At 72.4% G+C, this 12,562-nt stretch carries 12 protein-coding genes; 6 read left to right on the top strand and 6 right to left on the bottom strand.

All coding sequences use genetic code 11. The features are described 5' to 3' along the window. Positions 1-4 precede the first annotated feature (4 nt). Positions 5-994, top strand: a complete 990-nt coding sequence (locus tag IEY91_RS02580; RefSeq protein ID WP_164321325.1) for a DeoR/GlpR family DNA-binding transcription regulator — start codon at positions 5-7, stop codon at positions 992-994. On the opposite strand, the gene IEY91_RS02575 is transcribed toward IEY91_RS02580, so the two are convergent. Beyond that, positions 991-1,563: a TetR/AcrR family transcriptional regulator gene (locus tag IEY91_RS02575; protein ID WP_164321323.1), complete on the bottom strand. Its 573-nt coding sequence runs from the start codon at positions 1,561-1,563 to the stop codon at positions 991-993. The two genes, IEY91_RS02580 and IEY91_RS02575, sit on opposite strands and share 4 nt — an antisense overlap. Before the next feature lie 220 nt (positions 1,564-1,783). Further along, entirely contained in the window at positions 1,784-3,556 is a 1,773-nt protein-coding gene (locus tag IEY91_RS02570; RefSeq protein ID WP_189172627.1) for an acetyl/propionyl/methylcrotonyl-CoA carboxylase subunit alpha, read from the bottom strand. Positions 3,557-3,904: 348 nt separating this feature from the next. Here IEY91_RS02570 and IEY91_RS02565 point away from each other — a divergent pair, with 348 nt between their 5' ends. Next, positions 3,905-4,357 carry a hypothetical protein gene (locus tag IEY91_RS02565; RefSeq protein WP_164321320.1) on the top strand — a complete coding sequence of 151 codons (453 nt, stop codon included), beginning with the start codon at positions 3,905-3,907 and terminating at the stop codon, positions 4,355-4,357. Here IEY91_RS02565 and IEY91_RS02560 read toward each other — a convergent pair. The 4 genes from IEY91_RS02560 to IEY91_RS02550 form a co-directional block, all read right to left on the bottom strand. Then, a complete protein-coding gene (locus tag IEY91_RS02560) occupies positions 4,335-4,946 on the bottom strand; it encodes a nucleoside triphosphate pyrophosphatase (protein ID WP_189172626.1) in 612 nt (203 codons plus the stop codon). The two genes, IEY91_RS02565 and IEY91_RS02560, sit on opposite strands and share 23 nt — an antisense overlap. Positions 4,947-5,007: 61 nt before the next feature. Next, positions 5,008-5,136, bottom strand: coding sequence for a morphogenic membrane protein MmpB (gene mmpB / locus IEY91_RS42270; protein ID WP_268240844.1), 129 nt, complete (start codon positions 5,134-5,136; stop codon positions 5,008-5,010). A gap of 110 nt (positions 5,137-5,246) precedes the next feature. Continuing rightward, positions 5,247-5,453: an acyl-CoA carboxylase epsilon subunit gene (locus IEY91_RS02555; RefSeq protein WP_164321316.1), complete on the bottom strand. Its 207-nt coding sequence runs from the start codon at positions 5,451-5,453 to the stop codon at positions 5,247-5,249. Positions 5,454-5,482: 29 nt separating this feature from the next. Further along, entirely contained in the window at positions 5,483-7,129 is a 1,647-nt protein-coding gene (locus tag IEY91_RS02550; RefSeq protein WP_229696636.1) for an acyl-CoA carboxylase subunit beta, read from the bottom strand. Positions 7,130-7,256: 127 nt separating this feature from the next. On the opposite strand from IEY91_RS02550, the gene IEY91_RS02545 reads away from it, so the two are divergent. From IEY91_RS02545 to IEY91_RS02530, 4 genes are all read left to right on the top strand, one after another. Further along, positions 7,257-8,177 carry a biotin--[acetyl-CoA-carboxylase] ligase gene (locus tag IEY91_RS02545; RefSeq protein WP_189172625.1) on the top strand — a complete coding sequence of 307 codons (921 nt, stop codon included), beginning with the start codon at positions 7,257-7,259 and terminating at the stop codon, positions 8,175-8,177. A 949-nt stretch (positions 8,178-9,126) separates the two neighbouring features. Then, positions 9,127-10,338, top strand: coding sequence for an adenylate/guanylate cyclase domain-containing protein (locus tag IEY91_RS02540; RefSeq protein ID WP_189172624.1), 1,212 nt, complete (start codon positions 9,127-9,129; stop codon positions 10,336-10,338). Positions 10,339-10,413: 75 nt separating this feature from the next. Beyond that, a complete protein-coding gene (locus IEY91_RS02535; protein ID WP_189172623.1) occupies positions 10,414-11,208 on the top strand; it encodes an enoyl-CoA hydratase/isomerase family protein in 795 nt (264 codons plus the stop codon). 93 nt (positions 11,209-11,301) lie between these two features. Next, positions 11,302-12,456 (top strand): GGDEF domain-containing protein, encoded by a 1,155-nt coding sequence (locus IEY91_RS02530; RefSeq protein WP_189172622.1) that lies wholly within the window; start codon positions 11,302-11,304, stop codon positions 12,454-12,456. Positions 12,457-12,562 lie beyond the last annotated feature (106 nt).

Below are 12,562 nucleotides of genomic sequence, written 5' to 3'. Positions count from 1 at the left end.
TTTCGTGTTCGCTGCAGAACGTCGCCAATTGATCCTCGAAATGGTGCGGGCCAACGGAGCGGTGTCGCTCCGTGAGCTCGCCCGCGTCGTCCAGACCTCCGAAGTGACCGTACGGCGGGACGTGCGCGCGCTGGAGGCAGAAGGACTCCTCGACCGCCGGCATGGCGGTGCGGTATTGCCGGGCGGATTCACGCGGGAGTCCGGCTTTCCGCAGAAATCACATCTCGCGTCCGCCGAGAAGACGGCCATCGCCGATCTCGCGGCGGGTCTCGTCGAAGAGGGCGAAGCCATCGTCGTCGGGGCGGGTACGACCACGCAGGAGCTGGCCCGCCGGCTCGCGCGGGTGCCCGGCCTGACCGTCGTCACCAACTCCCTGCTGGTGGCACAGGCCCTGGCACACGCCAACCGGGTGGAGGTCGTCATGACCGGCGGCACCCTGCGCGGCTCCAACTACGCACTCGTGGGCAGCGGCGCCGAGCAGTCCCTACAGGGGCTGAGGGTGTCGCGGGCGTTCCTGTCGGGCAGCGGCCTGACCGCCGAACGCGGCCTTTCCACCTCCAACATGCTGTCGGCGAGCGTGGACCGCGCGCTCGTACAGGCCGCCGCGGAGGTGGTGGTCCTCGCCGACCACACCAAACTCGGCACCGACACGATGTTCCAGACGGTGCCGACGGACGTCATCACGCGTCTGGTCACGGACGAGCCGCCCGCGCACGACGACCGCGCGGCGACCGAACTGCAGGCACTGGCGGACCAGGGCGTGCAGATCGCGGTCGCCGGAGCGTCGGCGGGCCCCGGCCAGACCCCCGGAGTCGACTCCGTCCCAGCGGGCCGGCAGGCACGGCGGGACGTGCCGCTGCCCGGCCAGCGGCGGGGACACGGGGGCCATGGCGCGGGGCCCGGCACCGGGCCCCAGCTCCGCAGCGCGTCCGTACTCGGCGAGCAGCCGGCCGGGGAGCGGGCGGCACGGGTGGCGGATCTGCGCCGCCGTTAGTCCCGGTACGCGGCTGTCGAAGAGTCCGCCTTCAGGCCGCGCAGTGTCAACGTCAGGAGGCGGTCCGCCAGTTCGGGGTCGTCAGGGGACTCCTCGGCCGCGAGCGCGATCGCGTTCGTGAGCTGCATCAGGTCCTCGATCGACACGCCCCGGCGTACGGCGCCCGCCTCCTGCGCGCGTGCCAGGAGCCGGGTGCCTGCCTCCCGCATCGGGCGGCTGCACCTGGCAAGGGCGGAACTGTCGTCCCGCGACGCCGACATGAGGGCTCTCGCGAGGCCCCGGTACTCGCCCGCGTGCGTGATGATCGCCCGTAGCCACTCCACCAGGGCCGTGCACGGCTGTGGGGCGTCCAGGAGGGCGTGGGAGCGGGTGAGCAGGTCGCTCACCGCGTCCTCGAAGACGGCGCTCAGCAGCGCGTGACGGGTGGGGAAGTGGCGGTACAGCGTGCCGATGCCCACGCCTGCGCGGCGGGCGACGTCCTCCAGGGAGGTGTCCGTGCCGTGCTCCGCGAAGGCGGCTCGCGCCTCGCACAGAAGCCGCTGGTAGTTGCGGCGGGCGTCAGCACGCATGTGGTCGTCTCCTCGCGGGGCGCCCCGGTCCCGCCCTTTCCCGAAACTGGGGCTCCGCCCCAGACCCCGCTCCTCAATCGTCGGAGAGGCTGAATCCTCGCCGGTGCGGCTGGGTTTTAGCCCGTCCGGCGTTTGAGGACGAGCCGCGAAGCGGCGATGAGCGGGGGTCCAGGGGGCGGCAGCCCCATGGTTTCGGGAAGGGGCGGGATTGGGGAATGTCTCAGTCCTTGATCTCGCAGATGACGGCGCCGGACGTCAAGGACGCCCCCACCTCCGCGAGGAGGCCCTTGACCGTGCCGGAACGGTGGGCGTTCAGGGGCTGCTCCATCTTCATGGCCTCGAGGACGACGATGAGATCGCCCTCGTTGACCTCCTGGCCCTCCTCGACGGCGACCTTGACGATCGTGCCCTGCATGGGCGAGGCGAGGGTGTCCCCGGACGCCGCGGGCCCGGACTTCTTCGCCGCACGCCGCTTCGGCTTGGCGCCCGCCGAAAGCCCCGTACGCGCGAGGGACATGCCCATACCGGCCGGCAGGGAGACCTCGAGCCGCTTGCCGCCGACCTCGACGACGATCGTCTCGCGGTCGCCGTCCTCCTCCTCGGCGTCGCCGCCGACGGGGGCGAACGGCGGGATGTCGTTGACGAACTCGGTCTCGATCCACCGGGTGAAGACCGTGAACGGCTCGTCGGAGCCGGTCAGTTCGGGCGCGAACGCCGGGTCGGCGACCACCTTGCGGTGGAACGGGATGGCGGTGGCCATGCCCTCGACGTCGAACTCGGCAAGGGCGCGCGCGGCCCGCTCCAGGGCCTCCTTGCGTGTGCGGCCCGTGACGATCAGCTTGGCGAGCAGCGAGTCCCAGGCCGGGCCGATGACCGAGCCGGACTCGACACCCGCGTCGAGGCGGACACCGGGACCGGACGGGCCCTCGAACTTGGTGACGGTGCCGGGCGCGGGCAGGAAGCCCCGGCCCGGGTCCTCGCCGTTGATGCGGAACTCGATGGAGTGACCGCGCAACTGCGGGTCGCCGTAGCCCAGTTCCTCGCCGTCGGCGATCCGGAACATCTCCCGGACCAGGTCGATCCCGGCGACCTCCTCGGTGACCGGGTGCTCCACCTGGAGGCGGGTGTTGACCTCCAGGAAGGAGATCGTGCCGTCCACGCCGACGAGGAACTCCACGGTGCCCGCGCCGACGTAGCCCGCCTCGCGCAGGATCGCCTTGGACGCGCGGTACAGCTCCGCGTTCTGCGCCTCGGAGAGGAACGGCGCCGGGGCCTCCTCGACGAGCTTCTGGTGGCGGCGCTGCAGCGAGCAGTCACGGGTGGACACGACGACCACGTTGCCGTGGCTGTCGGCCAGGCACTGGGTCTCCACGTGCCGCGGCTTGTCCAGGTAGCGCTCCACGAAGCACTCGCCGCGCCCGAAGGCCGCGACGGCCTCACGCACGGCGGAGTCGTACAGCTCCGGCACCTCTTCGAGGGTGCGGGCCACCTTCAGACCGCGGCCGCCACCGCCGAACGCCGCCTTGATCGCGATGGGCAGGCCGTTCTCCTCGGCGAACGCCACCACCTCGTCGGCGCCCGAGACCGGGTCCGGCGTGCCCGCGACCAGCGGCGCGCCCGCGCGCTGCGCGATGTGCCGGGCGGCGACCTTGTCGCCCAGGTCCCGGATCGCCTGCGGCGGCGGGCCGATCCAGATCAGTCCGGCGTCCAGGACGGCCTGGGCGAACTCCGCGTTCTCGGAAAGGAATCCGTAGCCCGGATGGACCGCGTCCGCCCCGGAGTCCTTGGCCGCGGCGAGGACCTTCGCCATGTCCAGATAACTGGTGGCCGGAGTGTCACCGCCAAGGGCGAACGCCTCGTCTGCGGCCCGCACATGCAGTGCGTCCCGGTCGGGGTCCGCGTAAACGGCAACGCTCGCGATCCCGGCATCCCGGCACGCCCGGGCGACCCGGACAGCGATTTCGCCACGGTTGGCGATGAGCACCTTGCGCACGATGGCTCCCTCCTTGAAACAAGCCGAGTTTAGGGACTGCCGACACGACCTCACGACCCGTCCCCAATGGTGAGCTTGCCCACACGGAGCGTGATTCGAGGTCGACTCGTTCCCCGAAATCCCTTGTCGCACCGTGGTACGCAGGGTCCCTTCCCGGCAGCGTAGCCCTCCGGTGTGGTCAAGGTCTCTGTGAGGCCGCGCTGCGGCACGCGGCCATTCTTTGTGGAGTCCCTACGAATGGCCCAATGATTCTTTGCCCTCGGTACGACCCTTGTCCCGCGGTTTACCCGTTAGTAGCGTGCCCGTGTCTAGTACGTACTAGGGGTAACAGCCGTCAGTGGAGAGTGGGTGGACGCCGTGGCGCGCAGGCCGGTGGCGTGGGTGGGCGCGGTCGTGCTCTGGGCGGAGGCGGTCGGGATCGCGCTTCTCAACTGGTTCCTCGGCCTCGTCGTCGACAAGCAGGACATGTCGATGGGCGGGCTCGACCCGCGTGCGATGAGCGTCGGCGCGTGGGTCGCGGGCGGCCTCTTCGGGCTCTACCTCGCGCTGTGCGGCCTCGCGCTCGCCCGCACCGCCGTCCGCGACCGGGCGCCCGGCAGGTTCGCGAAGATCCTGCTGATCAGCGCCGCCGTCGTGCACGGCCTGCTCGGCGCGTTCGCCGTCGGCCTGGTGGGCTGGGTCGCGTTCCTCTTCATGATGGTGGTGCTCGGGCTCATCGTGCTGACGCTGATGGCGTACGACAAGCAGGAGGCCGAGGGCGGCGGCGGGACCGTGCTCTCTACTTCGCCCACAACTCCGTGATGCCGACGCCCAGTTCCGCGAGGAGGCGGCGCAGCATCGGCAGGGACAGGCCGATGACGTTGCCGTGATCGCCGTCGATGCCGTCGATGAACGGTGCCGAACGGCCGTCCAGGGTGAACGCGCCCGCCACGTGCAGGGGTTCGCCGCTCGCCACGTACGCCGCGATCTCCGCGTCGGACGGCTCGCCGAAGCGCACCACCGTCGACGCCGTCGCCGCCACGTGCTTGCCGGACAGCGTGTCGTATACGCAGTGTCCGGTCTGCAGGACGCCCGCGCGGCCCCGCATGTCCTTCCAGCGGGCCGTCGCCTCCTCCGCGTCCGCGGGCTTGCCCAGCGCCTGGCCGTCCAGCTCCAGGACCGAGTCGCAGCCCACGACCAGGGCGCCCTTGGTGTCCGGCCGTGCCGCCACCACTGACGCCTTCGCCACCGCGAGCGCCTTCGCGAGCTCCGCGGGGGTCGGCGCGCTCACCGCGTCCTCGTCCACACCGCTGACGATCACCTCGGGCGCGAGTCCCGCTTGCCGCAGGAGGCCGAGCCGGGCGGGGGACTGGGAGGCCAGGACGAGACGCCGGGTGGGGTGATCAGTCATGCGGTCAGGGTAGCCGCGGGCCCTGCCGGGGGCTCAACGGACGCCGGCAGGGCGCCGCGCCTCAGATCACGCCCAGGATCACCATCGCGACGACCATCGCCAGGGCGAGCAGGACTCCTGCGCGGCGCATCTTCGCCTGCATGTCCCGCATGTCCTTGGGCGGGTCGTTCTCCGGGTCGGACCACAGCATGCCTTCGATGGTGCGGTCGCGCCGGAGCGCGCGCCTGAGTACGCGTACTCAACTTCCGGCGTGGGGCATTCCGGTTCTGCCCCTTCCGGTATGCCTCGTACCGGTACCGCTCAGCCGGGCCAGTACGTGCGGCCCCACGCCGCCGGGCCCGGCGCGGGCATCCGCTCCCGGGCCACCCGGGCCGGGTCGGCCCACGCGTCCGGGAGCCGGGGCGCGCCGGACGGCGTGTTCGCGGCCGCCGCGGCGCGCGCCTGGACCACCGCCAGGGCGGCGGCCAGCTCCTCTGGGGTCGGGTTGCCTCGTACGACCTTGATCACGAAGTGGCTCCTCGGGGGGACTGCCCGGGCTAGAGGGGGATGTTGCCGTGCTTCTTCGGCGGCAGGGACTCCCGCTTCGTACGCAGCTGACGCAGGCCCCGCACCAGGTGCGAGCGCGTCTCCGACGGCAGGATCACCGCGTCGATGTACCCGCGCTCCGCCGCCGTGTACGGGTTCAGGAGCGTGTCCTCGTACTCCTGGATCAGGCGGGCGCGCGCGGCCTCCTGGGCCTCCGGCTCGCCCGCCGCGGCGATCGTGCGGCGGTGCAGGATGTTCACCGCGCCCTGCGCGCCCATCACCGCGATCTGCGCCGTCGGCCAGGCGAGGTTGAGGTCGGCGCCCAGGTGCTTGGAGCCCATCACGTCGTACGCCCCGCCGAACGCCTTGCGGGTGATGACCGTGATGAGGGGGACGGTGGCCTCGGCGTAGGCGTAGATGAGCTTGGCGCCGCGGCGGATGATGCCCGTGTGCTCCTGGTCCACGCCCGGCAGGAAGCCCGGCACGTCCACGAACGTGATCACCGGCACGTTGAACGCGTCGCAGGTGCGCACGAAGCGGGCCGCCTTCTCGGACGCGTCGATGTCCAGGCAGCCCGCGAACTGCATCGGCTGGTTCGCCACGATGCCCACCGGGCGGCCCTCGACGCGGCCGAAGCCGGTCAGGATGTTCGGCGCGAACAGCGGCTGCGTCTCGAAGAACTCCGCGTCGTCCAGGACGTGTTCGATCACCGTGTGCATGTCGTACGGCTGGTTCGCGCTGTCCGGTACGAGGGTGTCCAGCTCGCGGTCCTCGGGCGTCGGCTCCAGGTCCGCCTCCTCCGGGAACGCGGGGGGCTCGCTCAGGTTGTTCGACGGGAGGTACGACAGGAGCGACTTGACGTACTCGATCGCGTCCTTCTCGTCGCCCGCCATGTGGTGCGCCACGCCCGACGTCGCGTTGTGCGTGCGCGCGCCGCCCAGCTCCTCGAAGCCGACGTCCTCGCCCGTGACCGTCTTGATGACGTCCGGGCCCGTGATGAACATGTGCGACGTCTGGTCCACCATCACCGTGAAGTCCGTGATCGCCGGGGAGTAGACCGCGCCGCCCGCGCACGGGCCCACGACCAGGCTGATCTGGGGGATCACGCCGGACGCGTGCGTGTTGCGGCGGAAGATCTCCCCGTACATCCCCAGGGCCATCACGCCCTCCTGGATGCGCGCGCCGCCCGAGTCGTTGATGCCGACCACCGGACAGCCCGTCTTCAGCGCGAAGTCCATCACCTTCACGATCTTCTGGCCGAAGACCTCGCCGAGGGCACCGCCGAACACCGTGAAGTCCTGCGAGAACACCGCCACCGGGCGGCCGTCCACCGTGCCGTAGCCGGTGACCACGCCGTCTCCGTACGGGCGGTTGTTCTCCAGGCCGAAGTTCGTCGAGCGGTGCCTCGCGAACTCGTCCAGCTCCACGAAGGAGCCCTCGTCCAGGAGCAGCTCGACCCGCTCCCTCGCGGTCAACTTCCCCTTCGCGTGCTGCTTTTCGACCGCCCGCTCACTGCCCGCGTGCTTCGCCTCGTCGATACGGCGCCGCAGGTCGGCCAGCTTTCCGGCCGTCGTGTGGATGTCGATCCCGGAGGGCTGGGGTTCCGGATGCTGCTGGGGCTGCGCTGACTGCTTGTTGGGCTCTTGCGGCTCGGACATCGGGGCGCGGCTCCCTGCCTGCTCAGAGGGGACGGTGACGGCTCACGGCTGCTGGCTACTGACTCGTAGCGTATCGGCGTGGATACGCCTGTGCAGTGCGGCGTTTACCACACCTAGGGTGGCTTGCATGACGCCGCCCAATGACTCATCCGACTCATCGCCCGACGTACCCAAGGACTCGGCCGCGGGCTCCGGTGACGCTTCCAGCCGGTGGTCCGACCTAGACCGGCCCCCCCTCGACGCCGGCGCCCTGCGTCGCGCCCTGATCCGCGAGGGGGGCCTGTGGACCTCCCTCGACGTCGTCCCCGACACCGGCTCCACCAACACCGACCTCGCCGCCCGCGCGGACTCGCTGCCCGAGGGTGCCGTCCTCGTCGCCGAGCAGCAGAGCGCCGGGCGCGGGCGGCTCGACCGGCGCTGGAGCGCGCCCCCGCGCTCCGGGCTCTTCTTCTCCGTCCTCCTCAAGCCGGACGACGTGCCCGTCGAACGGTGGGGGTGGCTGCCGCTGCTCACCGGTGTCGCCGTCGCCGCCGGTATCTCCCGCACCGCCGGTGTCGACACCGCCCTGAAGTGGCCCAACGACCTCCTCGTCACCGTCGGCGGCGACGAGCGCAAGGCCGGCGGCATCCTCGCCGAGCGCGCCGGGTCCGTGGGCGGCGGCGGGGTCGTCGTCGGCATCGGCGTCAACGTCACGCTGCGCGCGGACGAGCTGCCGGTGCCCGGGGCGGGGTCGCTGGCGCTGGCCGGGGCGGTGAGTACGGATCGGGATCCGGTGCTGCGGGCCGTGCTGCGGGAGCTGGAGCGGTGGTACGGGGTGTGGCGGGCCGCCGGGGGTGACCCGGGGGTCGCTCGGCTTCAGGAGGCTTACGCGGCGGGGTGTGCGACGTTGGGGCGGGTCGTGCGGGCGGAGTTGCCCGGGGGGCGGGACGTCACCGGGGAGGCGGTGGCCGTCGACGGGGACGGGCGCTTGATCCTGGCCACGGAGGAAGGTGTCCGGGAACCGGTGAGCGCAGGCGACGTGGTCCACCTGCGCCCCGCCGGGGGCTGAGGCCGACTGCCGCCCTCGCCCCTTGCCGGGTGGTCCGCCTTCCCCCCCGGCCGGGTGGTTCGCCTCCCCTCCTCGGCCGGGTGGTCCGTCTCCCGCCCGGTGGGTGGTTCGCCTTCCGCCCGGCTGTGGGGCGGGGCCGCGCCGGTATGTCCGTGCTCGCGCGTGGGGTGCCGGAGGCGTTGTCCTGTGCGTACGGCGTGGTGGGGCGGCTGCGCGCGGACATACCGGCACGTCCCCTCTGGTTGGTTGGCGGCTTTCCCTCCGGTGGGGGTTGCGCCGCCTGTGGTTCGGTTGTGGGGCGGGGCCGCGCCGGTATGTCCGTGCTCGCGCTGGGGCGCCCTAGACATTGCCTGTGCGTACGGCGTGGTCGGGCGGGCTGCGCGCGGACATACCGGCACGTCCCCTCCGGTTCGTTGGCGGCTGCGCCTCCGGTGGGGGTTGCGCGTCCGGCGTTCGGTCCTGTCCGCCGTCCCACGCCGCGGCTGGGGCGGGTTCGCCTCTCCCGGGGTCCGTTTCCCGCTGTGGGCACAGCCCAGGTCGGCGGGGGGATGTGAGGGGAAGAGGTGGGCATTGCCCTGGGCCGGCAGGGAGTTTGAGGGGTGCGGTCGGGTGGGGGTCAGCGCGCCGGACGGAGTCGGGAGTGAGCTGCGGCACACCTGCCGTAAAGTTGGCGCCGGTCGATATCTGACCGCGGCAGATCGGAAGGGCAGCAGGCGTGACCGTCGACGACACCGGCTCCGGCCAGGGCGCACACCCCGCCCCCGACGGTGACCCCCGCCCCGCGACAGCGGGCACCCCTCGTTCCACGGAATCCGGCGTCCCCGGTGCGGGGGAATCCGGCGTCCCCGGTGTTGGGGAGTCCGGAGTCCCTGGTGTTGGGGGATCCAGCGTTCCCCGTGTTGGGGGATCCGGCGTTCCCGGTGCCGGGCAATCCGGCGCCCCCGGCCCGGTGGGATCCGGTGCTTCCGGCTCGGAGGGAGCCGGTGCTTCTGGCTCAGAGGGATCCGGCGCCCCCCGCCCCGCGGGATCCCGCACCTCCGGCTACGTGGAATCCAGCCACCCCGGCCCGGAGGGCCCCGGCTCCGAGAAGCCCGACGATCCCGAGCTCGGGGAAGACAGCAATCCCCTCGCCCTCCGCCTGGAGCAGTTGATCCTCGGCGCGGACCGGCGCTACACCCCCTTCCAGGCGGCCCGCAGTGCCGGTGTCTCCATGGAGCTCGCCTCCCGCTTCTGGCGGGCCATGGGCTTCCCCGACATCGGGCAGGCCAAGGCCCTGACGGAGGCGGACGTGCTCGCGCTGCGCCGCCTCGCAGGCCTCGTGGAGGCGGGGCTGCTCAGCGAGGCCATGGCCGTGCAGGTGGCCCGGTCCACCGGGCAGACCACCGCCCGGCTGGCCGAATGGCAGATCGATTCGTTCCTGGAGGGGCTGACCGAGCCTCCGGAGCCGGGCATGACCCGTACGGAAGTGACGTATCCGCTGGTCGAGCTGCTGCTGCCGGAGCTCGAGGAGTTCCTTGTGTACGTGTGGCGGCGGCAGCTCGCCGCGGCCACCGGGCGGGTTGTTCAGGCCGCTGATGATGAAGAGATGGTTGATCGGCGGCTTGCTGTCGGGTTCGCCGACCTTGTCGGTTTTACGCGGCTCACTCGACGTATGGAGGAAGAGGAGCTCGGCGAGCTTGTCGAGGCCTTTGAGACCACTGCGGCGGATCTGGTTGCGGCGCATGGCGGGCGGCTCATCAAGACCCTCGGCGACGAAGTCCTGTACGCCGCCGACGACGCCGGCACCGCCGCGGAAATCGCCCTGCGCCTCATCGAGACCATGGCCAACGACGAGACCATGCCCGAGCTGCGCGTCGGCATCGCCTTCGGGACGGTCACCACGCGCATGGGCGACGTGTTCGGCACGACCGTGAACCTCGCGTCGCGGCTCACCTCGATAGCGCCCCGCGACGCCGTCCTCGTCGACGGAGCGCTCGCGGAGGAGCTCGTGCGGACCGGCGACGCGCCCGCCTCCGAGACCGAGGCCGCCGCCCTCGCCGAGAAGGCCGAGAAGGAGGGCGAGGAGCCGCCCGCGTACCGCTTCGCGCTGCAGCCCATGTGGCAGCGGCCCGTCCGCGGGCTCGGCATCGTCGAACCCTGGCTGCTCGCCCGCCGCGGCTGACGCGGCGGGTACCCATCGGCCCGCGCGGCTGACATGATCGCCGGGTAACGGTCGTTAACCGGAGGTGGAGGGGTCATGGGCGAGCGTCGGTACGGGGACTTCGTGGAGGTGCGGCGGCACGGGTACGTGGCCGAGCTCGCGCTGGACCGGCCCAAGGCCATGAACGCCGTGTCCAGCGCCATGGCCCGGTCCATCGGCGAGGCCTGCGCCGCGCTCGCCGATGACCGCGACGTACGCGTCGTCGTGCTCACCTCCACGCACGAGCGGGCCTTCTGCGTGGGCGCCGACCTCAAGGAGCGGAACTCCTTCACGGACGCGGAGTTGGTGCGGCAGCGGCCCGTCGCACGCGGTGCCTACACGGGCGTGCTCGAACTGCCGATGCCCACCATCGCCGCCGTGCACGGCTTCGCGCTGGGCGGGGGCTTTGAGCTGGCTCTGTCCTGCGACGTCATCGTCGCGGATCCGACCGCAGTGGTCGGGCTGCCCGAGGTGTCCGTCGGGGTCATTCCCGGTGGCGGCGGTACGCAGTTGCTGCCTCGGCGGGTCGGGACCGCCCGCGCCGCCGAGCTGATCTTCTCCGCGCGGCGCGTGGAGGCCGCCGAGGCCAAGGAGTTGGGCCTCGTGGACGTGGTGGCGGGGGCCGGTGAGGACCGGGACGAGGCGCTCGCGCTCGCCGCGCGCATGGCCGCCAACTCGCCCGTCGGGCTGCGCGCCGCCAAGCGCGCGCTGCGGCTCGGGCACGGGCTCGACCTGCGCGCGGGCCTTGAGGTCGAGGACGCGGCCTGGCGGTCGGTGGCCTTCTCCGGGGACCGGGCGGAGGGCGTCGCCGCGTTCAACGAGAAGCGGAAGCCGGAGTGGCCCGGGGAGTAGTCGGGCCCGCGGCGACGGGGGCGGGAGCCCCGTGACCTCGGGGTTTTCCGCCCCTGCATCTCGCTTTGCGTGAAATGTCCGTAACCTGGAGCAATGGGTGAGGACGTCCGGCTGCGCGCCGTCGTGGCCCTGGCGCAGGGCATGGCCGCCGCGCACACTCCGCGCGAGTCCTGGCGGGCCGCCGCCCAGGGTGCGCTGATCGCCCTGGGCGGGAGCTTCGCCGCGCTGTCCGTGTGGGAGCGCGAGCGGGGGCGGCTGCGGGTGCTCGCGAACGTGGGTGAACGGGCCGCCGGGGAGGAGGAGTTCCCCGAGAACGAGGCGTACCCCGTGAACCAGTTCCCGGAGATCACCGAGTTCCTGCACGAGCGGTGGGCGGGGGGCGGGGAGCCGCACGCGTGGGTCGAGACGGCGGGTGGGCCGGGGCCCGGGCCCGGTGACGGGGGGCGTGCGGGGTACTGCCATCAGCGGGTGGCCGCGCTGCGGCGGCGTGGGCGCGGGTGCTGTGTGGTGGCGCCGATCGTGCTGCACGGGCGGGCCTGGGGTGAGCTGTACGTGGCCCGGCCCGTGGGGGAGCCCGTTTTCGAGCGGGCGGACGCGGATTTCGCCTCCGTGCTCGTCGCGGTGGTCGCGGCGGGTATCGCCCAGACCGAGCGCCTCGAGGAGGCGCGGCGGCTCGCCTTCACGGACTCCCTGACGGGTCTCGCCAACCGGCGCGCGGTGGACCTGCGGCTCGACGAGGCCGTGGAGCGGCACCGGGCCGAGGGGGCCGTGGTGAGCCTCGTCGTGTGCGACCTCAACGGCCTCAAGCGGGTCAACGACAGCCTCGGCCACGCGGTCGGCGACCGCCTCCTCGAACGCTTCGGGTCGGTCCTTTCGCTGTGCGGGGCGATGCTGCCGGGCGCGCTGGCCGCGCGCCTGGGCGGTGACGAGTTCTGTCTCCTCTCCGTGGGTCCCTCGTCGGACGAGGTGGTACGGGTCGCCGATGAACTGTGCCTGCGGGCGGGCGAGTTGGAGCTCGGCGACGGAGTCGCGTGCGGGGTGGCGTCCACGGGCGACCCGATCGGCGCCGTACGCTCCGCCCGCCGCCTGTTCCGCCTCGCCGACGCGGCCCAGTACCGCGCCAAGGCAGCGCGCGCCCGGGTCCCCGTGATCGCCGGCCGTGAGGGCGCCGACGACCCGGTGATCCGCCTCGCGGACTCGGCCCGCCCGACGGGGGCGGGGGAGCGCCGCCGGTTCCGGGGCCGGTAGCCGCCGGAGTGCCGGAAACGGGCGGGCGGGTGGGAGAGCGGTGCCGCGCAGTGGCGGGGGAAACAGAGGGGCAGACGGACTCGTGACACGAGGCGATTCAGTGCGT

Origin of the sequence: Streptomyces lasiicapitis (genome assembly GCF_014646335.1) — a bacterium.
Classification (GTDB): domain Bacteria; phylum Actinomycetota; class Actinomycetes; order Streptomycetales; family Streptomycetaceae; genus Streptomyces; species Streptomyces lasiicapitis.
This window is presented reverse-complemented; position numbering and strand designations above follow the sequence as displayed.